Raw genomic sequence first — 25,109 nt, 5'->3', positions numbered from 1 at the left:
CTAGGAGGCACGCGCCGTGGGCCGGGGCGGCCCGGCGTGCAGGGCGCGCACCACCGCCTCCGGGTCACAGCCCAGCGCGACGTCCTCGAAGAGGTCGCAGTAGTCGAGGTACTCCTCGCGCACCACCGTCCCGGTCAGCATCAGCCCGACGCCGTCGGCCACCCACGCCCACAGGTCACAGACCAGGTCGTGGCCCTCGTAGGCGTAGGAGAAGCGTCGGTAGGCGACCGGCCAGCCGCCGTCGTAGTCGTCCTCGTCCTCGAGGTCGAAGCGGTCCAGCCCCGGTCCCAGGTCGCGCAGGGTCAGCTCCACCCAGTCCTCCAGGCCGACGGTCACCGGCTCGGCGACGAGGTTGATGCCGGGACGCACACCGCTGGGTCCCGGCCGCCGGGGAGAGGCGGCCAGCAGGATCCCCGCCTCGGGCCGGGTCCCGTGCACCCAGCCCGGCGGCAGCGTCAGCGGCAGGTCAGGGGGCGGGGGCGGGTCGGGGGTCGGGCCGGCAGGGCTCATCGGATACCTCCAGGTGGGGCGGGACGTCGAGGTCGGCGCCCGGCGGTCGGGTGGTCGGGACGGGCAGGACGAGGGTGGTGCCGGCGAGGACCGGTGGCCCGGCGTCCGACACGACAGCGGAGGCGAGCTGCCAGCGGCGGGCGCCTCCCGGCGCACCGGGCCGGTCCTGCGGGGTCCGCTCGGCGGGCGGGTCGGACGCGCCGATGCCCGGGGACCCGGAGGACGGGTCGGATGCTGCGCCGGCCGGTGACCCGGAGGACGGCCTCGCCTCCGGCGACGCTGGGGACGCCGGCGCCTCGGCGGCCGGTGACTCGGGCCGGTCGGGCCCCCGCTCGGGGCCGGGTGCGGGCCGCTGCTCGGGCTGCCGCTCGGGCTGCTGCGGCGGGCCGGCGGGGAGGTCCTCGACCGGCGGCAGGAACGTGCCGTTGGGCAGCGCGTTCCACGAGCTCTGGCCCAGCTCGATGGCGTAGGCCTTCAGCGACGCTCGCCAGCCGTCCTGTGCCTCGGTCTCGTCGGCGCGCGCCCGCCGTACGGTGGCGACCGCCTCGCGGTGGGCGAGCCGGCGCTCCCTGACCAGGCGGGCGCTCTCGTCCGCGCGGTCCACCGGCTCCACGAGCCGGTCCCCGCGGACCAGGTCGTAGGGGGCGACCAGGCGGCGGACGCGCTCGATGCGGTCCTCGACGTCCTCGAGCACCTCGGCCAGCGCGCTCAGCCGGTGTGCCAGCTCCGCCACGCACCGCGACAGCAGCTCGGCCTCCCCGGCGGTGGTCGCCACCCGCGCGCGGTAGGCCGCGCCGGAGCCGCCGGCCAGACCGGGACCCGACCGCTCGCGCTCACGGAGGAGCAGGTCGGCGGTGTCCGCGACGGCGTGACTGGCGCGGGTCAGCTGGCGCGCCGTGCGCCGGCACTCGCCGGGCGCCCCGGCCACCCGTAGGGACACGCTCATCGCCCGGCCCCCGGAGCCACGTCGGCGAGATCGGGGACCCGGCACCGGAAGTCGGGGGCCACCAGCAGCTCGTCGGTGGCCCAGAAGTCGTCGCAGGTGTCGACCACGCCGGTGGAGATGCGGGCGAGGTGGGTGGCCAGCTCCCGGCAGGCGCCGCTCACCCGGGCCAGGCCCTGCGCGGTCTCCGCGCTGGTCGCGCCGGTGTCGGGCCGGGACAGGGGCAGCTCGTCGAGCACGGCCTCGCGCTGGACGGACAGCCGCCGGGCCGCGCCGCGCATCCGGGAGTAGTCGATTTGCATGCCGACGACGCTAGGAAGCATCCGGCGTGCCGCCAAGCCTCACTTTCCGGACCTGTGGACAACCGCCTGCCGCAGGTGCGCCCAGCCGCGAGCCGAGCGCCGAGCCCGGCGCGCTCAGCGCGCGAACGCCGCGCGCACCTGCTCCTCGGTGAGCCCGTAGTCGGCCAGCGTGTAGGCGTGCACCGGCTTGCGGTCGCCCTCGCGCGAGGCGGCGTCCGCGGCGCGGACGGCGTCGGCGACCGCGGGTGAGTAGTCCAGGCCGAACGTCTCGTAGATGCCCTGGACCGTCGCGGTCGGGTCGGCCACGAAGTCGAGGTAGTCGACGTCGACGAACTGCCGCTGGTCGTAGGCCGGCCGCGCCTCGTGGAAGGCGTGGAACTCGCGGGCGAGCAGGTCCAGCTGGGTGGCGCCGACCACCTCGCCGGCGAACGTGGTCGACCAGCCGGCCGCGGACGTCGCCGACAGCGAGCAGGCCGAGGCCACCGAGGTGACCGGGTCGCGGTGCATCTGCACCACCAGCGCGTCGGGGTAGACGGCCATCAGCGCGTCCAGGGCGACCAGGTGCGAGGGGTTCTTCAGCACCCAGCGGCGCGCGGTGTCGTGCAGGCCGATCAGCTGCAGGTTGGCGCGGTGGCGCTGGTAGGCGTCGGTCCAGTCCTGGCGGGCCAGCCAGCCGGCGTACGTCGGCACGTGGGCCACCGACTCGTAGCCGATGGACTTGCCGCTCTGGCGCAGGATCTTCCAGCACTCCTCGACCGTGGCGGCGTCCATGTAGTGGATCCCCATCAGCTCGGGGTGCTCGGCGTTGTGGGCGGCGTAGCCGGCGTTGATCGCGGCGTAGACGGGGTTGTCCTCCCACGTCGCGCGCGGCGGGCGCGGCTGGGGGAACTCCGCGAGCCACAGCTCGATGCCCTGGTGGGCCGGGTCGGCGGTGAGCAGGCGGTGCATCGCGGTGGTGCCGGTCCGGGGCAGGCCGAGCACGAAGATCGGCCGCTCGATCGCCACTTCGGCGTACGACGGGTGCTGGGCGAACCCGGACTGCGACAGCAGCCGGGCCACCAGCGCGCCCTTCACCTGCGCGCGCATCATGTAGCTGCCCACGCCGGTCAGCCCGGCAGTCGGGGAGTTGAGGTCCTCGACGAGGATCCGCAGTCCCTCCTCGTGCTCGGTGCCGCCGAAGTCCGCCAGGCCGGTGGAGCGGATCGCGGCGGCCGCGATGTCCTCGTAGCTGCCGACGTCGGCGCGTTCGCGTGCCATGTCTCCTCCGGGGGTGGCTGGGGCAGGTCGGGGTGCGGACCGGCGGGGGCTAGCGGTCGTGGAACTCGCCGCAGTCGACGTTGAGCACGGTGCCGGTGACGGCACTGGCCAGGTCGCTGGCGAGGAACAGCGCGGCGCGGGCGATCTCGACCGGCGTGGCCAGCCGCTTGAGGTCGGTCGGGGCCGCCTTCTCGGCGTACACCTCCTCGTGGGTGCGCCCGGTCTCCGCGGCGATCCAGTCGAAGTAGGCCTTGTTGACGTCCTCGTAGATGTAGGACGGCGCGATCGAGTTGACCCGGATCCCGCGCGGGCCGAGCTCGGTGGCGAGCGCGGAGGCGGCGTGGGCGAGCTGGCCCTTGGAGAGCTTGTAGCCGGCGAACTCCGGCTGGGAGTGGTACAGGACCGCGGAGTTGACCATCACGATCGAGCCCTGGGTCGCGGCCAGCGCGTCGGCGAACAGCGCCGAGAGCCGCAGCGGCGCGTAGACGTTGGTCTCCTGAGCGGTGCGCAGCGCGTCGAGCCCCAGCGTGGTGAGCGGGTCCATCGGCGGGATCGCGAAGGCGTTGTTGACCAGGCAGTCCACCCGGCCGAACTCAGCCAGCGCGGCGTCGACCAGCGCGGCGCGGGCCGTCTCGTCGGTGATGTCGGTGGGGACGACGAGCGCGCGCCGGCCCAGCTCGCGCACCCGGGCCGCCGCCTTCTCCAGGCGCCGCTCGGTGCGGCTGGCCAGGACCAGGTCGGCGCCCATCCGCGCGGCCTCCTCGCCGAGCGCGCGGCCCAGCCCGGGGCCGACGCCGGAGAGGACGACGACCTTGTCCCGCAGCAGGCCCGCACCGAGCGGGGAGGTGCTCACGAGAGCATCCGCCGGGCCACCGCGCGCTGACGGGCGGCGATCCGGGCGGCGTACTGCTCGGGGCCGATCCGGTTCGACGCGTGGTACGGCAGCACGCTGGGCAGGTCGTCGAAGCGCACCCTCTCCACCACCGGCCCGTCCTCGGGGCCCAGGTCGCGGGAGAGCTGCTGCCAGCGCAGCATGATCGCGCCGGTGCGGTGCCCCAGCGCCTCCAGCCAGTTGGCCACGCCGGGATCGCGCTCGCTGATCACGAAGCGCATCACCTGGTCGGGGTCGGTCTGCGCCTGCGCCTTGGTCAGCGAGGTCTGGTGGGTCTCGTAGTCGGTGGAGACGTACCAGTCCGAGCCGATCTGGATGCCCTGGTAGGTGCAGTCCGCGCAGGCCGGGACGCTGATCACCAGCGCCTCGTCGTCGGCGAGCTCGTAGTGCCCGATCGAGGAGCGCTGCGAGGTGAGCCCGCCGGGCGTGGACTGCGGCGGCGTCAGCGTGTTGACCAGCTGCTGGTACTGGAAGAACTGGGGGAACATGAACCAGGTCTGGATCGTCCCGGTGAGCGTGCGTGCGGCGATCTCGTACTTCTTGGCGAGCCGGGCGCGGGTCAGCGGCGGCGCCGGCACGCCGAGCTGGTCGGTGCGCTCGATCCAGAGCGTGCCGCGCTCCTCGGTGTCCCAGTCGTTGTAGACCTCGCGCACGATCAGCGACGAGGCGCCGGGCCCGGAGACGAAGTAGTTGCGCGGCCGCTCGGCTCCCGGCACCAGCTCCGGGCCGAAGGTGAGCGCGAAGGTGCCGTCCTCGTCGAGCTCGATCTCACGCTCGTCGAAGGCCGCCAGCGCCGCCGGCGTGTCCTCGGCGGTGTAGTTGCCGGCCATCACCTGGAACGACAGGTCGGCGGTGGTCCCGCGGCGCCCACGCACGACGTACGTCGCGGAGTCGTTGATCACCGCGTGGAAGTACAGGGCATCGGGGTTGTCGAGGCCCTGGCGGGAGAACTGGTGGGTGCCGTTGACGAAGAGGGTGCGGCCCGGGTCGTGGCTGAAGGCCGCCTGGATCGCCATCCGGATCCGCCCGGCCAGGTAGTCGTAGCCCTCCAGCAGGTCCTGCTCGGTGCGGATGAAGTCGGCCCCGCGGATCAGCTCCTCGGCCTGCGCGACGGCGTCGGCGAAGGGCTTGGTGATGCCCGGGTCGTCGAGCCGCAGGTCCTCGGGCCGCCCCCCGGCGTCCATCAGAGCCGGCCGATGATCTGCTCGGCGAACCGCTCCAGGTGGGCGACCTTCTTGCTCACCGGCTGGTCGTCCTGGCCCTTGATGTAGGGCACCCGGAAGCCGACGATGGCGTCGGTGACGCCCTTGTCCTCGAGGCGGCGGATGCCGTCGAGGGTGTAGGAGTCGGTCGAGATCGCGTGCACCTGGAAGTCCTCGCGGGTGTCGCCCTCGGCCTTGCGGATCTCGGCGAGACGGGCCAGCAGCCGGTCCAGCTCCTCGGCGTCGCCGCCGGCGTGCATCCACCCGTCGCCCTTGAGTACGGCGCGGCGCAGCGCGGCGTCGCTGTGGCCGCCGACGAGCAGCGGGATCGGCTCGGTCGGGGCCGGGGACTGCTTGATCTCGGGGAAGGAGAAGAACTCGCCGTCGTAGCCGAAGTACTCGCCGCTGGTGAGGCCGCGCAGCACGTCGATGCACTCGTCCATCCGCTTGCCGCGGCGCGCCCACGGCACCCCCATCGCGATGAAGTCCTCGGGCCAGGGGGAGAGCCCCACGCCGAGGGTGAGGCGGTTGCCGGAGAGGTAGGCGATCGAGGAGGCCTGCTTGGCGACCAGCACCGGCGGGCGCACCGGCAGCTTCAGCACGAACGGCGTGAAGCGCAGGGTGCTGGTCAGCGCGGCCAGGTGGGTGACCAGCGTCATCGTCTCGATGAACGCCTTGTCCTCGAGGAACTCCCGGTCGCCGGTGTCGGTGTAGGGGTAGGTGGAGTCGGACTCGCGCGGATAGATCAGGCTGTCCGCGATGGTCATCGACGTGTACCCGGCCGCCTCGGCGGCCTGGGCGAGCGGCACATAGTTCTCGACGCGGGTCATCGCCTCGGCGTAGGTGAATCGCATGCCCGCACCCTAGAACGTGTTCCACTTCACTGCCATAGTGCTCCCGATGGGCGGAAGACGCCCTGCGGCGAGGCACGAGGAGCCCCATGGACCTGGCGGAGATCGGCGACCGGCTGGAGATCGAGCAGGTGCTGGTGCGCTACACCCGCGCCATCGACACCGGCGAGTGGGACCGCCTCGACACGGTGTTCACCGACGACGCCGCGATCGACTACACCGAGTCCGGCGGGATCGCCGGCGGGTATCGCGAGGTGAAGGCGTGGCTGGCGCAGAACCTGCCGGTCTTCGAGCGGCGGATGCACACACTGGGCCAGAGCGAGGTCGACCTCGACGGCGACGCGGCGCGGGTCGCGGCGTACTTCCACAACCCGATGACGCTGGCCCAGCCCGGCGGCGGCGAGCTGCTGGTGGAGTTCGGCGGGATCTACCACCACGAGATGGTGCGCACCGAGCGCGGCTGGCGCAGCCGTCGGCTGCACGAGGAGCTGGTCTGGAAGAGGGGGATGTGATGAGCGGGCAGGCCAAGCCGCGCCCCGGAGGGCTCGACTCGCCGCTGGTGCCGAAGGTGATGAAGTACGCCGGGCGGGCCCACGTCGCGCTCTACCGACGCACCGGCGGCAGGGTCGGCGCCCGGTGGCGGATCGGCTCGGCGCTGCGCCGCCCGGTCCCGGTCTGCCTGCTCGAGCACGTCGGGCGCCGCTCGGGCACGACGTACACGACCCCGCTGCTCTACCTGCTGGACGGGCCCGACGTGGTGGTCGTCGCCTCGCAGGGCGGGCTGCCCCAGCATCCGCAGTGGTACCGCAACCTGGAGGCCTGCCCCGACGCCCGGATCCAGATCGGCTCCGAGGTGCGCGAGGTGCGTGCCCGGACCGCCGACGCGCAGGAGCGGCGCAGGCTGTGGCCGCGGCTGGTGGACCTGTACGCCGACTTCGACTCCTACCAGTCCTGGACCGAGCGCGAGATCCCGGTGGTGATCTGCTCGCCGCGCTGACCGCCGGTTGGCCTTCCGTGGCCCGTGCCCGACAATGGGCGGGTGGTGACGGCCGTGGCGCCGTCCGTCTTCCCCTGGGGGTGTCCTGCGCGTGCGATCCGATGAAGACCGTCCCGTCCTGTCCGGCCTGGTCGCGCTGGTCGCGGTCGGTCTGGTCGTCGGCGTGGTGGCCGGGGTGGCCGCGCTCGTCGGCTCCCGGCTGCTGGGCGTCGGCGGCGACGGCTCGGCGTCCGGACGCTCCACGGCCCAGGAGACGCTCTACCTGCCCGAGCCGCAGGTCACCGAGCGTGCCTCCGGCCCGCTGATCACGCTCGCCCCCGGCGACTCCGAGGCCAGCGAGGAGCCCGCGGAGCCGCCGTCGGAGTCCGAGGCGGCCGAGAAGACGGTCACCCTCCAGGCCGGCCAGACCTCGGTCGGCCCGATGGAGCAGATCGACCTCACCGGCGTCTACCCCAAGGGGGAGGGCGCCATCCTCAAGGTGCAACGCTTCGAGGACGGCGGCTGGGCCGACTTCGGCGTCACCGCCTCGGTCAGCGGCGGCATCTTCTCGACGTACGTGGAGACCGGCCGCACCGGCGAGAACCGGTTCCGCGTCGTCGACACCGACAGCGAGCTGGCCTCGAACGAGGTCACCGTCACCGTCGAGTGAGGCTGGGCCGCGGGTCGGCTGCTGCGGAGGCGCGCGCCGGTGGGGCCGGTGGGGCTGAGGCGCGCGTTTGGGGCGCCCGGTGCCGGCGGGACCACGAGTTAACTCGTGAAACCCGCACTTCCCACACGAAGGAACGTGTGGGAAGTGCAGGTTTCGTGTGGCCAGTACGGCGCAGCGCGGCGGCGGGCCGCGCCCGGCCGGCATCGCGCTGACTGGCCGGGCTTCCCCGGCCCTGCGAAGGCGAGCACTCGCGCCCGCACCTCGTCGTACGCCGCGGCGCGCTGCCCGGGGTCGACCACAGGGCGCCCGCCACTGGAGTGACCGCAGCGCCCCGTGGGGCCGGTGAGGTAGTGCCCGCTGTCAACTACTGAACTGGGCGGCCGAAGTTTCGCCCGACAACATCAGGCTTCCCCGGCCGACCGGGGAAACCGCAGCCGTCAGCTCAGGCCGGGATCCAGTCGAACGTGTCCGGGTTGGGGCCCTGGCGGCCGGCCTCGCCCTGGTCCAGGGCGGCGATCGCGGCGACGTCGTCGGCGGAGAGGGTGAAGTCGAAGATGTCGAAGTTCTCCCGCATCCGGTCGGTGGACATCGACTTGGGGAAGACGATGTCGCCGCGCTCGATGTGCCAGCGCAGCGTCACCTGGGCCGGGGTCTTGCCGACCCGGGCGGCGATCTCGTTGATCACCGGGTCGCCGAGGACCTTGCCCTGCGCGATCGGCGACCACGCCTCGACCTCGACGCCGTGGCGGATCGAGGCGGCACGGGCCTCCTCGTTGGCGAAGTAGGGGTGGACCTCGATCTGGTTGACGACCGGGATCACGCCGGTCTCCTCGATGATCCGGTCCAGGTGTGCGGGCTGGAAGTTGGACACGCCCACGGAGGTGGCGCGGCCGTCGGCGACGAACTCGGCCAGCGTGCGCCAGGTGGAGACGAAGTCCCCGTCGTACTGGGTGGGCAGCGGCCAGTGGATCAGGAACAGGTCGATCCGGTCGAGGCCGAGCGCCTGCAGTGTGGCGTCGAAGGCGCGGCGGGCGTCGTCGGGGCGGTGCACGTTGTTGTTCAGCTTGCTGGTCACGTAGAGCTCGTCGCGCGCGATGCCGGAGGCGGCGATGGCCTCGCCGACGCCCTGCTCGTTGCCGTACATCTCGGCGGTGTCGATGTGGCGGTAGCCCACCTCGAGGGCCGAGGCGACGGTGCTGGCGGTCTGCTCGGGCGGGACCTGGTAGACCCCGAAGCCGAGCTGGGGGATGGTCGTCTGGTCATGGAGGGTGATGACGGGAACGCTCATGAGGAGCCCAACAACCCTCGGCCGGGGCTATTCCGCGACGCCCCGACGATGTGAGTCACCTCGCACCCGAAATCCGCGCTCCACGCGGCCTGCGGGGAACATCCACCCCCCTCCCTGCGTTGGCACGAGTGAACGAACTTGAGTTGATCCGACTCAACTTGTTTGCCAGACTCGTCGCAGCGACGCATGATGGCCCCATGCCCGATCTGATCGGGCCCACAGAACTGAACGCAGACGTACGCACAGACCAGAAGCACAGACGCGGGCAGACAGCCCAGAAGCAACCCGGAGGTATCCCCATGGCACGCGCGGTTGGCATTGACCTTGGTACGACGAACTCCGTCGTCGCGGTCCTCGAGGGTGGAGAACCCACCGTCATCGCAAACGCCGAAGGCGCCCGCACCACCCCGTCGGTGGTCGCCTTCGCGAAGTCCGGCGAGGTCCTCGTCGGCGAGGTGGCCAAGCGGCAGGCCGTCACCAACGTCGACCGGACGATCCGCTCGGTCAAGCGCCACATGGGCACCGACTGGAAGACCCAGATCGACGACAAGTCCTTCACCTCCCAGCAGATCAGCGCCTTCGTGCTGCAGAAGCTGAAGCGCGACGCGGAGGCCTACCTGGGCGAGCCGGTGACCGACGCGGTCATCACCGTCCCGGCGTACTTCTCCGACGCGCAGCGCCAGGCCACCAAGGAGGCCGGCGAGATCGCGGGCCTCAACGTGAGCCGGATCGTCAACGAGCCCACCGCCGCGGCGCTGGCCTACGGCCTCGACAAGGGCGACGACCAGACCATCCTGGTCTTCGACCTCGGTGGCGGCACGTTCGACGTGTCCCTGCTCGAGATCGGCGAGGGCGTCGTCGAGGTCAAGGCGACCTCCGGCGACAACCACCTCGGTGGTGACGACTGGGACGCCCGGGTCGTGGAGTGGATGGTCAAGAAGTTCAAGGCCAACCACGGTGTCGACCTCGCGGCCGACAAGATCGCCAAGCAGCGCCTGCAGGAGGCTGCGGAGAAGGCGAAGATCGAGCTGTCGTCCTCGAGCGAGACCACGATCCACCTGCCCTACATCACCCACGGCGAGTCGGGCCCGCTGCACTTCGAGGAGAAGCTGACCCGCAGCGAGTTCCAGAAGCTCACCGCGGACCTGCTCGAGCGCACCAAGAAGCCGTTCCAGCAGGTGCTCAAGGACGGTGGCGTGGCGATCAAGAACATCGACCACGTGGTCCTCGTCGGCGGCTCCACCCGGATGCCCGCGGTGACCGAGGTCGTCAAGGAGCTGCTCGGCGGCAAGGAGCCCAACAAGGGCGTCAACCCCGACGAGGTCGTGGCCGTCGGTGCCGCGCTCCAGGCCGGCGTGCTCAAGGGCGAGGTCAAGGACGTGCTGCTCCTCGACGTCACCCCGCTGTCGCTGGGCATCGAGACCAAGGGCGGCGTGATGACCACCCTGATCGAGCGCAACACCACGATCCCCACCAAGCGCAGCGAGATCTTCACGACCGCCGACGACAACCAGCCCTCGGTCGAGATCAAGGTCGCCCAGGGCGAGCGCCAGATGTGGGCGCAGAACCAGCCGCTCGGGAACTTCGAGCTGACCGGCCTGCCCCCGGCTCCCCGCGGCATCCCGAAGATCGAGGTCACCTTCGACATCGACGCCAACGGCATCGTGCACGTCTCGGCCAAGGACCAGGCGTCCGGCCGCGAGCAGTCGATGACGATCTCCGGTGGCTCCGCGCTCGGCAAGGACGAGATCGACCGGATGGTCCGCGAGGCCGAGCAGTACGCCGAGGAGGACGCCAAGCGCCGCGAGAGCGTCGAGCTGCGCAACCAGGCCGACAGCCTCGTCTACACGACCGAGAAGTTCCTCGCCGACAACGCCGAGAAGCTGCCCGAGGACGTCAAGACCGAGGTCCAGGCCGACGTGGACGCGCTGAAGGCCACGCTCGAGAACGCCGAGTCGAGCAACGAGGAGCTGCAGGCCGGCATCACCAAGCTCGGTGAGTCCAGCCAGAAGATGGGCGCCGCGATGTACGCCGCCGCCGAGGCCGAGCAGGCCGCTGCCGGCGGTGCGGCGACCGGCTCGGGCGAGAGCGACGACGACGTGGTCGACGCCGAGATCGTCGACGAGGACACCACAGAGGGTGAGACCAAGTGACCCAGTCCCCCAAGGACGAGTTCACCCCGGCGGGGGAGTCGCGGGACACCGCGGCTCCCTCCCCGCAGGGGGTTGCTGAGCCGGGGCCTCAGGCAGTTGCCGACCCCGCTACGGACCCCGCGATGGAAGGCGCCACCGCTCCCGCGCAGGACACCGCGCAGGAGGGTACGGAGTCGCCGCTGGCCGAGGAGGTCGAGGACGACCTGAGTCGTGCCCGGCGCGAGGTGGTCGAGCTGACCTCCGACCTGCAGCGCCTGCAGGCGGAGTTCCTCAACTACAAGCGCCGCGTCGACCGGGACCGCGACCTGATCCGCGAGAACGCGACGTACACCGCGCTGGCGCCGATCACCGAGGTTCTCGACACCATCGACCGCGCCCGCGAGCACGGCGAGGTCGAGGGTGGGTTCAAGGCCGTCGCCGACCAGCTCGAGCGGATCGTCTCGAGCGTCGGCCTGGTCAAGTACGGCGTCCCCGGTGACGCCTTCGACCCGACGATCCACGAGGCCCTGTCCCACCTGGGCGAGGACCCCGACGTCACGGTGACCACCTGCAAGGTGGTCGCGAAGGCCGGGTACCGGATCGGCGAGCGGGTGGTGCGCGCCGCGCAGGTGCTCGTGGTCGACCCGCCCGCCGGGTCGCAGCCGGCCGCGGCGCCGACGGCCGAGTAAGACGATTCCGAGGGAGGAGGTGCGCGCGTGACCAATGCGGACTGGGTGAAGAAGGACTTCTACAAGGAGCTCGGGGTGTCCAAGGACGCCACCGCCGACGAGATCAAGAAGGCGTACCGCAAGCTCGCGCGCGCCAACCACCCCGACTCCAACCCCGGCGACAGCGCCAAGCACGAGCGCTTCAAGGCGGTCGCCGAGGCCTACGACGTGATCGGGGATCCCGAGAAGCGCAAGGAGTACGACGAGGTGCGCCGCGTCGGAGTCGGCGGCTTCGGTGGCTTCCCGGGCGGCTTCAACCGGGGCGGCACCGGCGGCGGCGGGTTCGACATCAACGACCTGCTGCGGGACCGGGCCGGCACCGGTGCCGGGGCCGGTGGCGGGTTCGGGGACATGTTCGGCGACCTCTTCGGAGGCGGCGGCCGGGCCCGCCAGACCCGCCCGCGCCCGCAGAAGGGCCCGGACCTGGAGAGCACCGCGACGATCAGCTTCACCGACGCCCTCGAGGGCGTCACGATCTCGCTGCGCCTGGCCAGCGACGCGCCCTGCCCCGACTGCAACGGCACCGGCGGCAAGCCGGGCACCCGTCCGCACGTGTGCCCCGAGTGCGAGGGGGCCGGCTACGTCGCGGCCTCGGTCGGGGGCGCGTTCACGATGAACGAGACCTGCCCCTCCTGCGGTGGCCGCCAGCTCGTCTACGACGAGCCGTGCCCCACCTGTCAGGGCAGCGGGCGGGGCCGCTCGGCGCGGACCATCCAGGCCCGCATCCCCGCCGGCGTCAAGGACGGCCAGCGGATCCGGCTGCGCGGCAAGGGCGGCGCCGGTGAGAACGGCGGCCCGGCGGGCGACCTGTTCGTCACCGTCAAGGTCTCCCCGCACCGCGTCTTCGGGCGCAAGGACGACAACCTGACCCTCGATGTGCCGGTCTCCTTCGACGAGGCCGCGCTCGGGGCCGAAGTGAAGATCCCGACGCTCAGCGGCAGCCCGGTCACGCTGAGGCTGCCCCCGGGCACCCCCAACGGCCGGACCTTCCGGGTCCGCGGCAAGGGCGCCCCCCGTGCCGACGGCACCAAGGGCGACCTGCTGGCCACCGTGGAGGTGCACGTGCCGGCCACGCTCGACCCGGCCGCCCGCGAGGCGGTCGAGGCCTACCGTGCCGCGACGGCCGGCAAGCCGCTGCGCACGGGGCTGTTCGAGGGGATCTGAGATGGCCGGTCGGCGAGCACGTCCCGCGGGCCGCTTCCGGCCCGGCCTCGGCGACGACGCGGCGGTCTACGTGATCAGCGTGGCCGCGGAGCTGACCGGTCTGCATCCCCAGACCCTGCGCACCTACGAGCGGCTCGGGCTGATCACGCCCGGTCGCGCCGGCGGGGGAGGGCGGCGCTACTCCCAGCGCGACATCGAGCTGCTGCGCGAGATCGCCGACCTGACCGCGGCCGGCATCGGCATCGAGGGGGTGCGCCGCATCCTCGACCTGGAGAACCAGGTCAGCGCCCTCCAGATGCGCAACGACGAGCTGTGCGCCGAGCTCGAGGGCGCTCACGAGGCACTGCGGGCGGCGCACGCGGCGCGTCGTACCTCCGCCGCGCAGCCGGTCAACAAGCTGCCCGTGCTCCGTGGCGCCCGCCCCTCCCAGGAGCTCGTGCTGTGGCGTCGCCGCGGCTGAGCGCGCAACGGGGCTGAGGCGATGGACCCCACGGGCATCGTGATCGGTGCGGGCGGGCTCGTCATGGTCGGGGTGGTCGTCTTCCTCACCACCCGCGCCGCCGCGGGCGGCACCATCGAGGTCAACCCGTTGCTGGGCCTCCGGACGGCGCTGACGACGTCGTCGCAGCGGGCGTGGCTGGTCGCGCACCGGGCGGCCCTGCCGCTGGCGCGGCTGTCCTGCGTGCTGGCGGTCCTCGGTGCGGCCCTCAGCGCGGTCGGGCAGGTGCTGGTCGAGGTCGCGGACGTGAGCCCGGCCATACCGGTGCTCGCGCTGGGCGCCGGCTACCTGGGGTGCCTCGTCGCCGTGGTGCTCGCGGCCCGGGCCGGCGATCGGGCCGTGCGCTCGCTGCCCCCGGACGTCGGCGACGTGGCCTAGGTTGGCGGGCATGACTCTCGCCACGTTCAAGGACCTGTGCATCGACGCGGTCGACCCGCTCGCGATGGGTGACTTCTGGGCCCGGACCCTGGGGCTGCGCCGCGAGCAGCGACCCGACGAGATGGTGCTGCTCACCGGGCCGAGCCCGGAGCACACGGTGTGGATCAACCGGGTCCCCGAGCCGGTCAGCGTCAAGCAGCGGGTGCACCTGGACGTCCACGCCGCCAGCGTGGACGACGTGCTGGCGCTCGGCGCGAGCCCGCGGGACCTGGACAGCTTCAAGTGGAAGATCGTGGCCGACCCCGAGGGCGGGGAGCTGTGCGTCTTCGTGCGCGAGGAGGTGCCCGAGCATCGCCTCTACGAGATCGTCATCGACTGCGCCGACCCGATCGCCCAGTCGCAGTGGTGGGCCACCCTGCTCGGGGCGAGCGGCGGGCATGACGCGGAGACCGGCTGGGGCTGGGTCGAGGACATCCCGGGTGCGCCGTTCGAGTGCATCGTCTTCGTGGCGGTCCCCGAGCCCAAGACCGTGAAGAACCGGATCCACCTGGACCTCACCACGCCGGACCTGGCTGCGCTGACGGCGGGCCGCGACGGCTGGCAGGGCGCCCGAGTGCTCCGCGCGCTGGACGAGGAGATCGGCTGGATGGTGCTGGCCGATCCGGAGGGCAACGAGTTCTGCGCCTTCCAGAGTTGAGTGGAATACACTCAGGTTTGCTGATGTTTCGGTAACAGAACAACAGCATTGCACGCCTTCACCAAGCCGTGTTCATGAGCCAGGAGTGACCAGCATGAGCCAGTTCGGAGCCGACAAGTTCACCACCCGCAGCCGTGAGGCGATCGAGGCCGCGCAGGTCTCGGCGACCACGGCCGGCAACACCACCACCGAGCCGATCCACCTGCTGGTGGCGCTGTTGCTGCAGGAGGGCGGCACCCCGGCGAACATGGTCGCCAAGGCCGGCGTCGACGCGCCGGCCCTGGTCCGCGAGGCCGCGGCCCAGCGCGACGCGCTGCCCAAGGCCAGCGGGGCCACCGTGCAGCAGCCCGGCGCCTCCGCCGCGCTGACCCGGGTGCTGGCCTCCGCGATCGACCTCGCCGCCAGCATGAAGGACGACTACGTCGCCACCGAGCACCTGCTGATCGCGCTGGCCGGCGTCGAGAGCTCGGCGCAGAAGATCCTGCTCGGCGCGGGCCTGACCGAGGCCGGTCTGCGCGAGGGCCTCACCGCCGTACGCGGCAACCGCCGGGTCACCAGCCAGGACGCCGAGTCCACCTACGAGGCGCTGGAGAAGTACTCCGTCGACCTCACCCAGGCGGCCGAGGAGGGCCGCCTGGACCCGGTGATCGGCCGCGACGCCGAGATCCGCCGGGTGGTGCAGGTGCTGAGCCGGCGCACCAAGAACAACCCCGTGCTGATCGGCGAGCCCGGCGTCGGCAAGACCGCCGTGGTCGAGGGTCTCGCCCAGCGGGTCGTCGCCGGCGACGTCCCCGACTCGCTCAAGGGCCGCCGGGTGCTGAGCCTGGACCTGGCCGCGATGGTGGCCGGTGCCAAGTACCGCGGCGAGTTCGAGGAGCGTCTCAAGGCCGTCCTGGAGGAGATCAAGGAGGCCGGCGGGCAGATCATCACGTTCATCGACGAGCTGCACACCGTCGTGGGCGCCGGAGCCAGCGGCGAGGGCGCGATGGACGCGGGCAACATGCTCAAGCCGATGCTGGCGCGCGGTGAGCTGCACATGATCGGGGCCACCACGCTCGACGAGTACCGCGAGCGGATCGAGAAGGACCCCGCCCTGGAGCGTCGCTTCCAGCAGGTCTTCGTGGGCGAGCCCAGCGTCGAGGACACCATCCAGATCCTGCGTGGCATCCAGGAGAAGTACGAGGCCCACCACGGCGTCCGGATCACCGACGCCGCGCTGGTCGCGGCCGCGACGCTCTCGGACCGCTACATCTCCGGACGCCAGCTGCCCGACAAGGCCATCGACCTCGTCGACGAGGCGGCCTCGCGGTTGCGCATGGAGATCGAGTCCTCGCCCGAGGAGATCGACCAGCTGCGCCGCCAGGTCGACCGGCTGAAGATGGAGCGCTTCGCTCTCGAGAAGGAGCACGACGACGCCTCGCGCGAGCGGCTGGAGAAGCTGGTCGCGGACCTCGCCGACCGCGAGGAGGAGCTGCGCGCGCTCGAGCACCGCTGGGAGCTGGAGAAGTCCTCCTTGGAGGGCGAGGGCGAGCTGCGCCGCCAGCTCGACCAGCTGCGGGTCGAGGCCGAGCGGCTGGTGCGCGAGGGTGATCTCGCCGGGGCCAGCGAGATCAACTACGGCCGGATCCCCGAGCTGGAGAAGCGGCTCGCCGCGGCCGACGCCACGGTGAAGCCCGAGACCGAGCCGCTGGTCGGCGAGGAGGTCGGCGCCGAGCAGGTCGCCGAGGTGGTGGAGGCCTGGACCGGCATCCCCACCGGCCGGATGCTGCAGGGCGAGACCGCCAAGCTGCTCGAGATGGAGCAGGTGATCGGCAAGCGGCTGATCGGCCAGCGCACCGCCGTCAGCGCCGTCAGCGACGCCGTGCGGCGCTCGCGCGCGGGCATCGCCGACCCCAACCGCCCGACCGGCTCCTTCCTGTTCCTCGGCCCCACCGGGACCGGCAAGACCGAGCTCGCCAAGGCGCTGGCCGACTTCCTCTTCGACGACGAGCGCGCGATCGTGCGCATCGACATGAGCGAGTACTCCGAGAAGCACTCGGTGGCCCGTCTGGTCGGTGCCCCTCCGGGCTACGTCGGCTACGACGAGGGCGGTCAGCTCACCGAGGCGGTCCGTCGCCGGCCCTACTCCGTGGTGCTGCTCGACGAGGTCGAGAAGGCGCACCCCGAGGTCTTCGACATCCTGCTGCAGGTGCTCGACGACGGCCGGCTCACCGACGGCCAGGGCCGCACCGTCGACTTCCGCAACACGCTGCTGATCCTGACCAGCAACCTGGGCTCGCAGTTCCTCGTCGACCCGCTGATGGACCCGGAGGCCAAGCGCTCCTCGGTGATGGCGGTGGTCCGCTCCTCGTTCAAGCCGGAGTTCCTCAACCGCCTCGACGAGGTGGTCCTCTTCGACTCGCTGACCAAGGACGAGCTGACCCACATCGTCGACCTGCAGCTGGCGCTGCTGGAGAAGCGGCTCGCGGTCCGGCGGATCACGATCAGCGTCAGCGACCAGGCGCGGACCTGGCTGGCCGACACCGGCTACGACCCCGCGTACGGCGCCCGTCCGCTGCGCCGGCTGATCCAGACGGCGATCGGCGACCCGCTGGCCCGGATGCTGATCGCCGGCGAGGTCAACGACGGTGGCTCGGTCGGCGTCGACCTCGCCGAGAGCGGGCATGAGTTGGTGCTGCGCCCGCTGGTGAGCACCGACAAGGCGGGCGTCTGAGGCGATTGGGACGCGCGTGATGGAATGACGACGTGAGTGACGTCAAGCCCCTGCCCCGCCCCCGACAGGTCACGGTCGCCGGATGGGCCGTGGTCCTGGCCTCGGTCTTCCTGCTGGTGTCGGTCTTCCAGTCGATGTCCCAGCTCCGCTCGCTGGAGATGCGGGAGGCCGTCACCGAGTTCCTCGCCGAGTCGCCGGGCGACACCCTTGACATGAGTGTGGAGGCGGTGCTCGACCTGATGCACGTCACCATGCTGGTCGCCGGCGGCTGCGCGGTGGCGGCGGCGATCCTCGGGGTCTTCGCGCTGCAGCGCAACCGCGGCGCCCGGGTGGGCCTGACGGTGCTGGCGCTGCCGATCCTGATCAGCGGGGCGGCGGCCGGCGGCCTGATGTCGTCGGTCGTCGTCGCCGGTGTGGTGGCGCTCTGGCTGCAGCCGGCCCGCGACTGGTTCGCCGGCCGGGAGCCGCGCCCGGTGCCGCCCCGGCCTGCCGTCGAGGCCCGGCAGGCTCCGCCCGTCGAGGGACGCGCGGTGACCGAGCGGCCCACCGTGGCGCCGTGGGGCACCCCGCCGCACGCGACCGGTGAGCAGGGGCCGCGTCCGTACCCGGGCTTCGGGACCCCGCCCGCCCAGGCGCCGAACGAGCCGGGGCCCTACCCCGCGCCGTACGGCCAGCAGCCGCCCGCGGCGCCGTACGGCCAGCCCGGCGCGCCCCAGGCCCACGACCCCCAGGCCCACGACCCCCAGGCCTGGTCCCCGCAGCAGCCCTACGGCCAGCCGGTCGCTCAGGTGCGCGGGCCGCGACCGCGGCCGCTGCTGCTCGCCGCCGTGCTCACCTGGGTGTTCTCGGTGTTGTCGATCCTGCTCACGCTGGCGAGCGTCGCCATCCTCGCCGGCGACCACGACCTGATCCTCGACGAGATGCGCCGCACCAACCCCGAGATCTTCGAGCAGGCGGGTGTCACCGAGCAGCTGATCGTCAACACCACCTACTTCATGGCCGGCATGCTGGTGCTCTGGGCGCTGGCGGCGATGGTCCTGGCCGCGCTCGCGCTGCGTGGGCAGGGCTGGGCCCGGGTGATGCTGATCATCTCCGCGTCGGCCACCGCGGGGTTCTGCCTGCTGGGGGCGCTGACCTCGCTGGTCCTGCTGCTGCCGGTGGTGGCCGCCGGCGCCACGGTCTACGCGCTGCTGCGACCCGAGGTGCGCGCCTGGTTCGCCGCCTCTCCCGCCCCGCGCCGCTGACCGGCGCGGCCCGCGCCGCAGGCGTCCGCGACCAGGGGGTCGCCGCTCAGCGGTGCAGCCGGGCCTTCGCCAGTCGGGCCACGCCCTCGGCGATGAGGTCCGGCTGCTTGCAGAAGGCCCAGCGCACCAGGTGGCGGCCCGCCTCGGCGTCGTCGTAGAAGCCCTGGGTAGGGATCGCGACCACGCCGGCCAGCTCGGGCAGAGCCAGGCAGAAGGCCCGCCCGTCCGGCCAGCCCAGCTCGCGGACGTCGGTGGTCGCGAAGTACGTCCCCTCCGGCACCCGCGGCGTCAGGCCGGCCTCGGCGAGACCCGAGCAGAGCAGGTCGCGACGCTCCTGCAGGTCGCGGGCCAGCCGGAGCGGGAAGTCGCCCTCCTCGTCGAGGGCGAGCGCGACGGCCGGCTGCAACGGCGAGCCGGAGGTGAAGGTCAGCCACTGCTTGGCGCCGAGCACGGCGCCGACCAGCTCGGCCGGCCCGGTGGCCCAGCCGACCTTCCAGCCGGTGAACGACCACGACTTCCCGGCGCTGGAGAGCGTCACGGTGCGCTCGAACATCCCCGGCAGGGTGGCCAGCGGGACGTGCGCTCGGCCGTCGAAGACCAGGTGCTCGTAGACCTCGTCGGTCACCACCACCAGGTCGTGGCGGATCGCTACCCGGGCGACGGCCTCCAGCTCGGCTCGGGTCAGCACCGTGCCGGTGGGGTTGTGCGGGGTGTTGAGCAGGATCAGCCGGGTCCGGTCGCCGACCGCGGCCTCCAGCGCCGCCGCGTCCAGGCGGAAGTCGGGCGCGCGCAGGGTGACCGGGCGCCGTACGCCGCCGGCCATCTGGATCATCGCCCGGTAGGAGTCGTAGTAGGGCTCCAGCACCACCACCTCGTCGCCGGGGTCGACCAGGCCCAGCAGCGCCGCCGCGATCCCCTCGGTGGCGCCGGTGGTCACCACGACCTGGTGCTCGGGGTCGAGGTCGAGGCCGTAGTGGCGCCGCTGGTGCCGGGCGACCGCCTCGCGCAGCGCCGGTACGCCGATGCCCGGGGCGTACTGGTTGGCGCCCTCGTGCAGCGCGCGGACGGCCCGTTCGATCACCGCCGGCGGTCCGTCGACGTCGGGGAAGCCCTGGCCCAGGTTGACCGCCCCGGTGCGGGCCGCGAGCGCCGACATCTCGGAGAAGACGGTCGGCGGGATCCCCTGCAGTCTCGTCGCCTCGGTACGCATCCCCCGAGGCTAGCGAGCCCGTCCGGTCGACGTCGCCACGCCGGGGGCTCGCAGCAGGCACAATCGCCGCATGACCAAGCGACCCCGCAGCCGCGCCTCCCGCTGGCTGCTCCTGGCCGGCGTGGTGCTGATCGTCGCCGGCGCGGGGGCGCTGGGCTACGTGGGCTGGCAGATGTACGGCACCAGCTGGGTCTCCGAGCGCAAGCACGCCGACATCGTGCGGACCCTCGAGGAGGACTGGCAGGCCGGCGAGCAGGTCGCCGAGGTGGCCGACGGCCGGGCCTCCGCGATCCTGCGGATCCCACGCTTCGGCAAGGACTGGGCGGTACCGGTGCTCGAGGGCACCTCCGAGGAGGTGCTGGCCGCGGGCATCGGCCACTTCCCTGAGACCGCGCAGCCCGGAGAGGTCGGGAACTTCGCGCTGGCCGGGCATCGGGTCACCCACGGCGAGCCGTTCGCCAACCTGCCGCGGCTGCGCGCCGGCGACCGGGTGGTCGTCGAGACCCGGGAGACCGTCTACACCTATCGGCTCGACTCCAGCGGCGACGAGCTCAGCGTGCCGTTCACCGAGACCTGGGTGATCGACCCGCTGCCCCGCAACCCCGACGAGGGCGAGGTGCAGCCGCGCCAGCGCCCCGGCCAGCGGCTGATCACGCTGACCACCTGCGCCGAGCTGTTCCACACCGACGACCGGCTGATCGCCTTCGGCCACCTGGTCGAGGAGAGGCCGCGCGGGGCCGGCGGGGCAACCCACTAGGCTCGCGGCCATGACCGATCGCGACGTCCTGCTCGACCAGATCAACGCCAAGGCGATCGTGCGGGGCAGGGTCATCCTGTCCTCGGGCAAGGAGGCCGACTACTACGTCGACATGCGCCGGATCACCCTGGACGCGCAGGCGGCGCCGGCGATCGGCCGGGTGATGCTCGAGCTCACCGCAGACTGGGACTTCGACGCCGTCGGCGGGCTCACCCTGGGCGCCGACCCGGTGGCGACCGCGATGATGCACCAGGCCGCGGCCGCGGGGCGCGAGCTGGACTGCTTCGTGATCCGCAAGTCCCAGAAGGTGCACGGCCTGCAGAAGCTGATCGAGGGCCCGGGCGTCCAGGGCCGCCGGGTGCTCGCCGTCGACGACACCTCCACCACGGGCGGCTCCGCGCTGGAGGCGGTCGCCGCGCTGCGCGAGGCGGGCGCGACGGTGGTCGGGGTGGCGGTCATCGTCGACCGGGACACCGGAGCCAAGGAGAACGTCGAGGCGCAGGGCCTGGAGTACCGCTTCGCGGTGGGCAAGGACGAGCTGGACCTCTGAGGGCCGCCGGCTCAGGACTCGCGGCGGGGGCCGGCGTCGAACCCGGCGATGTCGAGGTCGGGGCGCCCGTCGTGGTCGTTGTCGTCGCCGCGGCTGCTCGCCGTACGGCGGTGGCGCCACCACTCCCAGACCACCGGGATGATCGAGAAGGCGAGGATCACGATGATCGCCTTGTCGATGTTCTCGCCCAGCCCCGGGAAGCGTCGGCCGAGGAAGTAGCCCATCAGCATGATCGAGAGGACCCACAGCACGGCCCCGATGGCGCTCCACAGGAAGAACCGGGTCCGCTCCATCCGGGTCACGCCGGCCACCACGGTGATGAAGGTCCGCACGAACGGCACGAAGCGACCGATCACCAGCGCCTTGTTGCCGTGCTTGTCGAAGAAGACCTGGGTCTGGTCGAAGTACTTCTTCTTCAGGAAGCGGCCGTTGCGGGCGTAGAGCGGTGGACCGATGGCGCGGCCGATCTCGTAGCCGGACACGTTGCCCAGGAAGCCGGCGACGGTCATCAGCACCAGCGCGACCGACAGCTCGACCAGGGGGGTGCCCGGGAACAGGTCGATGCGCTCGGTGGCGATGAACAGGCCCAGCGCGAAGAGCAGCGTGTCGCCGGGCAGGAACGGGAAGAAGAGCCCGCACTCGACGAACACGATCGCCAGCGAGATCCAGAACAGCTCCGCGCCGAACTTGTCGAGGAGCCAGTTGGGGTCCATCCAGTCCATGCCCAACAGCATCGGAAGGGTCATGAGTACATCCACCTCTGAAGCGTAGCCGGGGAAGGGCCAGGTGACCCAGCCGATACTCTCGCCGGCGTGGACCAGCAGCGCGCGCCGTACGACCCGATGCCGCACGGACCCGACGAGGTCGGGGTGGGGCCGTGGCAGGGTCCGTGGCCCGAGGGGGCGCAGTACGACCCAGAGCTGCTCGCGCACGGGGACCGGCGCAACGTCGTGGACCGCTACCGGTACTGGACGATGGAGGCGATCGTCGCCGACCTCGACCAGCGGCGCCACGACTTCCACGTGGCGATCGAGAACTGGCAGCACGACTTCAACATCGGCACGATCGTGCGCAGCGCCAACGCGTTCCTGGCCGCCGAGGTGCACATCGTCGGGCGCAAGCGGTGGAACCGCCGCGGGGCGATGGTGACCGACCGCTACCAGCACATCCGCCACCACGACAGCGCCGCCGAGCTGCGCGCCTACCTCGCCGAGCGCGACGTACGGCTGCTGGGCATCGACAACCTGCCCGGCTCGCTGCACCTGGAGACCGCGAGCGTCCCCCGCCGCGTCTGCTTCCTCTTCGGCCAGGAGGGCCCGGGGCTCTCCGAGGGCGCGCGCGAGGCGTGCGACGGGACGTTCTCGATCGCGCAGTTCGGGTCGACGCGCTCGATCAACGCCAGCGCGGCGGCGGCGATCGCGATGCACAGCTGGATCCGCCAGTACGCCGACCTGTCCGGCGACGCGGCCTGGCGGGGGTGATCGGCGGGGGACCTCCTGCGGGGTGCGGGCCGGCGGGGGCCGATCGGCCCTGGCGCGGCCTGGGCGAGCGACTAGGGTGGGCTGGACGTCCGAAGTGCTGTGAGTGATTCCCGAGGAGCCTGAGATGCCCATCGCAACCCCCGAGGTCTATGCCGAGATGCTGGACAAGGCCAAGGCGAACGCCTTCGCCTACCCGGCCATCAACGTCTCGTCGTCGCAGACGCTCAACGCCGCCCTCAAGGGCTTCGCCGACGCAGGCTCCGACGGGATCATCCAGATCTCCACCGGCGGTGCCGAGTACCTCTCCGGCCCGTCGATCAAGGACATGGTCACCGGCTCGGTCGCCTTCGCGGCCTACGCGCAGGAGGTGGCGAAGAACTACCCCATCAACATCGCGCTGCACACCGACCACTGCCCCAAGAACAAGCTCGACGGCTTCGTGCGGCCCCTGCTCGCGCTGTCCAAGGAGCGCGTGGCGCGCGGCGAGCTGCCGATGTTCCAGTCGCACATGTGGGACGGCTCGGCCGTGCCGATGGACGAGAACCTCCAGATCGCCGAGGAGCTGCTCGCCCAGGCTGCGGCCGCGCGGATCATCCTCGAGATCGAGATCGGCGTCGTCGGCGGCGAGGAGGACGGCATCGTCGGGGAGATCAACGAGAAGCTCTACACCACCCCCGAGGACGCGCTGGCGACCGTCAAGGCGCTCGGCATCGGCGAGAAGGGGCGCTACATGACTGCGCTGACCTTCGGCAACGTGCACGGCGCCTACAAGCCCGGCCACGTCAAGCTGCGTCCGGAGATCCTCAAGCACGCCCAGGAGGCCGTCGTCGCCGAGCTCGGCCTCGAGGCCGGCTCCAAGCCCTTCGACCTCGTCTTCCACGGCGGCTCCGGCTCGCTGCCCGAGGAGATCGGCGCGGCGGTGGACTACGGCGTCGTCAAGATGAACGTCGACACCGACACCCAGTACGCCTTCACCCGCCCGGTCGTCGGCCACATGTTCCAGAACTACGACGGCGTGCTGAAGGTCGACGGCGAGGTCGGCAACAAGAAGGCCTACGACCCGCGCGCCTGGGGCAAGGCCGCCGAGGCCGGCATGGCCGCCCGCGTCGTCGAGGCCTGCGAGAACCTGCGCTCCGCCGGGACGTCCCTCTCCGCCTGACCGGCTCCGCGCGCGGCCGCGCCGGCCACCGCCGGCACGCGCCGCGCCGCAAAGACCGGCTGTAACGCGGGGTTATGTCCACTGCCACAGCGAAATAACGCTGCGGTGGTGGGCATAACCCCGCGTTACATTTCGCGGGCGCCGGGGCATGCGAGCCGTGGGGCGTGCACAGGCGGCGGGCGGGGCGGCGTCGTCCACAGGGTGCCGGCTGGCGCGAGCGGCCGTCGTACGGCGGCGGCAGGGTGCGGGGCATGCACTCACTCGCCCTGGCGCGGATGCGCGCCGGCTCCGGCCTGATCACCTACCGGCAGGCGCTCGACGCCGGGCTGACGCCGGCTCAGGTGTTGGCCCTGGTGCGCGGTCGGGACTCGGCGTGGGTGGCGGTGCGCCGAGGCGTGTACGCCGAGCGGTCGACCTGGGAGGCGCTGGACGAGTACGTCGGGCGCCGGCGCCTGGAGTCGCGCGCCGTCGGACTGAGCATGCTCACCGCGCACGTCCTCAGCCACGACTCGGCCGCACTCGAGCTGGGCCTGGCGCTTCTGCATCCCGAGGCGCCGCTCGTCCACATCACCCGTCCCGACGTGCGCGGCTCCCGGACCGAGCACGGGGTGAAGCACCATGGTGCGGTGCACCGCCCGGAGCAGGTGGTCGTCCCCGACGGCATCGCCTGCCTCGACGCGGCGCGCACCGCCGTCGACATCGGTCGCGAGCACGGCTACCTGGCGGGCCTGGTGGCCTGCGACTCCGCGCTGCATCGGGGAGTCACTCGGGGCCAGCTGGCCGCCGCCCTCGCGCCGATGCGCTGCTGGCCGCACGTGCGGGCGGCCCGGGCGGCGGTGCTGAGGGCGAACCCCGGCGCCGAGTCCGCGGGGGAGACGCTGGGCCGGGACCTCCTCGAGGAGCTGGGGCTGGGCCCCGTCGAGACGCAGTTCGAGCTGCGCGACCCGACCGGCTGGGCCCGCTGCGATCTGCGGGTGGGGCGCCATGTCTTCGAGTTCGACGGCCGCGTGAAGTACCGCCGCCGCGATGCCGGCGGGGTCTCCGACCTGCCCATCGAGGAGATCGTCTGGCAGGAGAAGCGCCGCGAGGACTGGCTCTGTGGCTTCGGGCTGGGGATGTCCCGACTGGTCTGGTCGGACTTCTGGGGAACACAGCGCGAGCGCACCAAGCAGCGGCTGGCGCGTGAGTACGCGCTGACCGAGACGCGCTTCGGCCACTCCCTCGACGGCCTCGCCCACCTCGTCGTACGCCGCGCCGCCTGACCCCCGCCGCGCCTCCGCCTCCGCGCCTCCGCGCCGGGCGCCGCCCCGCTCCGCGCCGCGCTGTTCACGCCGCTTGTAACGCGGGGTTATGCCCACCACCACAGCGAAATAACGCTGGGGCAGTGGACATAACCCCGCGTTACAAGCGGGGGGGGGGGGGGGGGGGGGGGGGGGGGGGGGGGAGCTCCCCCCGAGGGTGGCCCCACCCCGAGGGGGGTTCCCCCCTGGGGTGACATAAGAGGGG

26 protein-coding genes are annotated in these 25,109 nt (G+C 72.2%); 16 read left to right on the top strand and 10 right to left on the bottom strand.

Translation table 11 applies throughout. The features are described from left to right. The 7 genes from AC6EI4_RS16315 to AC6EI4_RS16285 all read right to left on the bottom strand — a co-directional run bounded on the left by AC6EI4_RS16315 (window position 1) and on the right by AC6EI4_RS16285 (window position 5,960). A complete protein-coding gene (locus AC6EI4_RS16315; RefSeq protein WP_498419480.1) occupies window positions 1–510 on the bottom strand; it encodes a hypothetical protein in 510 nt (169 codons plus the stop codon). After that, window positions 467–1,456, bottom strand: coding sequence for a hypothetical protein (locus tag AC6EI4_RS16310; RefSeq protein WP_498452110.1), 990 nt, complete (start codon window positions 1,454–1,456; stop codon window positions 467–469). The genes AC6EI4_RS16315 and AC6EI4_RS16310 overlap by 44 nt, the downstream gene beginning before the upstream one ends. Then, the gene (locus tag AC6EI4_RS16305; protein ID WP_498419476.1) at window positions 1,453–1,755 is read right to left on the bottom strand and encodes a hypothetical protein; all 303 of its coding nucleotides are present in this window, start codon (window positions 1,753–1,755) and stop codon (window positions 1,453–1,455) included. The genes AC6EI4_RS16310 and AC6EI4_RS16305 overlap by 4 nt, the downstream gene beginning before the upstream one ends. 114 nt (window positions 1,756–1,869) lie before the next feature. Continuing rightward, window positions 1,870–3,012 (bottom strand): sulfotransferase family protein, encoded by a 1,143-nt coding sequence (locus tag AC6EI4_RS16300; RefSeq protein WP_498419474.1) that lies wholly within the window; start codon window positions 3,010–3,012, stop codon window positions 1,870–1,872. 49 nt (window positions 3,013–3,061) lie between these two features. Beyond that, window positions 3,062–3,865 (bottom strand): SDR family oxidoreductase, encoded by an 804-nt coding sequence (locus AC6EI4_RS16295; protein ID WP_498419473.1) that lies wholly within the window; start codon window positions 3,863–3,865, stop codon window positions 3,062–3,064. After that, window positions 3,862–5,088, bottom strand: a complete 1,227-nt coding sequence (locus tag AC6EI4_RS16290) for a hypothetical protein (protein WP_498419471.1) — start codon at window positions 5,086–5,088, stop codon at window positions 3,862–3,864. Before AC6EI4_RS16290 ends, AC6EI4_RS16295 begins: the two co-directional genes overlap by 4 nt. Continuing rightward, complete coding sequence (locus tag AC6EI4_RS16285; RefSeq protein WP_498419469.1) at window positions 5,088–5,960, bottom strand: TIGR03619 family F420-dependent LLM class oxidoreductase; 873 nt, start codon at window positions 5,958–5,960, stop codon at window positions 5,088–5,090. The genes AC6EI4_RS16290 and AC6EI4_RS16285 overlap by 1 nt, the downstream gene beginning before the upstream one ends. 86 nt (window positions 5,961–6,046) lie before the next feature. Here AC6EI4_RS16285 and AC6EI4_RS16280 point away from each other — a divergent pair, with 86 nt between their 5' ends. The 3 genes from AC6EI4_RS16280 to AC6EI4_RS16270 all read left to right on the top strand — a co-directional run bounded on the left by AC6EI4_RS16280 (window position 6,047) and on the right by AC6EI4_RS16270 (window position 7,603). Next, window positions 6,047–6,469, top strand: a complete 423-nt coding sequence (locus AC6EI4_RS16280) for a nuclear transport factor 2 family protein (protein WP_498419467.1) — start codon at window positions 6,047–6,049, stop codon at window positions 6,467–6,469. Then, a complete protein-coding gene (locus AC6EI4_RS16275; RefSeq protein WP_498419466.1) occupies window positions 6,469–6,954 on the top strand; it encodes a nitroreductase family deazaflavin-dependent oxidoreductase in 486 nt (161 codons plus the stop codon). The genes AC6EI4_RS16280 and AC6EI4_RS16275 overlap by 1 nt, the downstream gene beginning before the upstream one ends. Before the next feature lie 91 nt (window positions 6,955–7,045). Next, window positions 7,046–7,603: a hypothetical protein gene (locus tag AC6EI4_RS16270; RefSeq protein WP_498419464.1), complete on the top strand. Its 558-nt coding sequence runs from the start codon at window positions 7,046–7,048 to the stop codon at window positions 7,601–7,603. Between the two features lie 442 nt (window positions 7,604–8,045). On the opposite strand, the gene AC6EI4_RS16265 is transcribed toward AC6EI4_RS16270, so the two are convergent. After that, window positions 8,046–8,891, bottom strand: a complete 846-nt coding sequence (locus AC6EI4_RS16265; protein WP_498419462.1) for an aldo/keto reductase — start codon at window positions 8,889–8,891, stop codon at window positions 8,046–8,048. Between the two features lie 299 nt (window positions 8,892–9,190). Here AC6EI4_RS16265 and dnaK point away from each other — a divergent pair, with 299 nt between their 5' ends. The 8 genes from dnaK to AC6EI4_RS16225 all read left to right on the top strand — a co-directional run bounded on the left by dnaK (window position 9,191) and on the right by AC6EI4_RS16225 (window position 18,446). Continuing rightward, complete coding sequence (gene dnaK / locus AC6EI4_RS16260; protein WP_498419460.1) at window positions 9,191–11,044, top strand: molecular chaperone DnaK; 1,854 nt, start codon at window positions 9,191–9,193, stop codon at window positions 11,042–11,044. A gap of 122 nt (window positions 11,045–11,166) precedes the next feature. Then, a complete protein-coding gene (gene grpE / locus AC6EI4_RS16255) occupies window positions 11,167–11,712 on the top strand; it encodes a nucleotide exchange factor GrpE (protein ID WP_498452109.1) in 546 nt (181 codons plus the stop codon). Window positions 11,713–11,739: 27 nt separating this feature from the next. After that, window positions 11,740–12,915 (top strand): molecular chaperone DnaJ, encoded by a 1,176-nt coding sequence (gene dnaJ, locus AC6EI4_RS16250; RefSeq protein WP_498452108.1) that lies wholly within the window; start codon window positions 11,740–11,742, stop codon window positions 12,913–12,915. A gap of 1 nt (window position 12,916) precedes the next feature. Continuing rightward, window positions 12,917–13,375 carry a heat shock protein transcriptional repressor HspR gene (locus tag AC6EI4_RS16245; RefSeq protein WP_498419455.1) on the top strand — a complete coding sequence of 153 codons (459 nt, stop codon included), beginning with the start codon at window positions 12,917–12,919 and terminating at the stop codon, window positions 13,373–13,375. A gap of 21 nt (window positions 13,376–13,396) precedes the next feature. Beyond that, complete coding sequence (locus AC6EI4_RS16240) at window positions 13,397–13,792, top strand: SdpI family protein (RefSeq protein ID WP_498452107.1); 396 nt, start codon at window positions 13,397–13,399, stop codon at window positions 13,790–13,792. A gap of 10 nt (window positions 13,793–13,802) precedes the next feature. Further along, window positions 13,803–14,489, top strand: coding sequence for a VOC family protein (locus AC6EI4_RS16235; RefSeq protein WP_498452106.1), 687 nt, complete (start codon window positions 13,803–13,805; stop codon window positions 14,487–14,489). A 94-nt stretch (window positions 14,490–14,583) separates the two neighbouring features. After that, window positions 14,584–17,202: an ATP-dependent chaperone ClpB gene (gene clpB, locus AC6EI4_RS16230; RefSeq protein ID WP_498452105.1), complete on the top strand. Its 2,619-nt coding sequence runs from the start codon at window positions 14,584–14,586 to the stop codon at window positions 17,200–17,202. Window positions 17,203–17,234: 32 nt separating this feature from the next. Continuing rightward, window positions 17,235–18,446: a hypothetical protein gene (locus AC6EI4_RS16225; RefSeq protein WP_498419448.1), complete on the top strand. Its 1,212-nt coding sequence runs from the start codon at window positions 17,235–17,237 to the stop codon at window positions 18,444–18,446. A gap of 46 nt (window positions 18,447–18,492) precedes the next feature. Here the strand turns inward: AC6EI4_RS16225 and AC6EI4_RS16220 are convergent, their stop codons facing one another. Then, window positions 18,493–19,656 (bottom strand): pyridoxal phosphate-dependent aminotransferase, encoded by a 1,164-nt coding sequence (locus AC6EI4_RS16220; RefSeq protein ID WP_498419446.1) that lies wholly within the window; start codon window positions 19,654–19,656, stop codon window positions 18,493–18,495. A 70-nt stretch (window positions 19,657–19,726) separates the two neighbouring features. Here AC6EI4_RS16220 and AC6EI4_RS16215 point away from each other — a divergent pair, with 70 nt between their 5' ends. Together AC6EI4_RS16215 and pyrE are read left to right on the top strand one after the other, a co-directional pair. Next, entirely contained in the window at window positions 19,727–20,413 is a 687-nt protein-coding gene (locus AC6EI4_RS16215; RefSeq protein ID WP_498452104.1) for a class E sortase, read from the top strand. A 10-nt stretch (window positions 20,414–20,423) separates the two neighbouring features. Beyond that, on the top strand, window positions 20,424–20,963 hold the full coding sequence (pyrE, locus tag AC6EI4_RS16210) for an orotate phosphoribosyltransferase (protein ID WP_498419442.1): 540 nt from the start codon (window positions 20,424–20,426) through the stop codon (window positions 20,961–20,963). 11 nt (window positions 20,964–20,974) lie between these two features. On the opposite strand, the gene AC6EI4_RS16205 is transcribed toward pyrE, so the two are convergent. After that, complete coding sequence (locus tag AC6EI4_RS16205; RefSeq protein ID WP_498452103.1) at window positions 20,975–21,709, bottom strand: DedA family protein; 735 nt, start codon at window positions 21,707–21,709, stop codon at window positions 20,975–20,977. A 96-nt stretch (window positions 21,710–21,805) separates the two neighbouring features. Here AC6EI4_RS16205 and AC6EI4_RS16200 point away from each other — a divergent pair, with 96 nt between their 5' ends. The 3 genes from AC6EI4_RS16200 (at window position 21,806) to AC6EI4_RS16190 (ending at window position 24,865) form a co-directional block, all read left to right on the top strand. Next, window positions 21,806–22,444 (top strand): TrmH family RNA methyltransferase, encoded by a 639-nt coding sequence (locus AC6EI4_RS16200; protein WP_498420600.1) that lies wholly within the window; start codon window positions 21,806–21,808, stop codon window positions 22,442–22,444. Window positions 22,445–22,568: 124 nt separating this feature from the next. Continuing rightward, window positions 22,569–23,603: a class II fructose-bisphosphate aldolase gene (gene fbaA / locus AC6EI4_RS16195; protein ID WP_498419439.1), complete on the top strand. Its 1,035-nt coding sequence runs from the start codon at window positions 22,569–22,571 to the stop codon at window positions 23,601–23,603. A gap of 251 nt (window positions 23,604–23,854) precedes the next feature. Beyond that, window positions 23,855–24,865, top strand: a complete 1,011-nt coding sequence (locus AC6EI4_RS16190; protein WP_498452102.1) for a hypothetical protein — start codon at window positions 23,855–23,857, stop codon at window positions 24,863–24,865. Window positions 24,866–25,109: the final 244 nt, after the last annotated feature.

The organism is Nocardioides sp. Z43_10, assembly GCF_059766615.1.
Note: the sequence above shows the minus strand (reverse complement) of the source record. Positions and strands in the feature narration are given on the sequence as shown.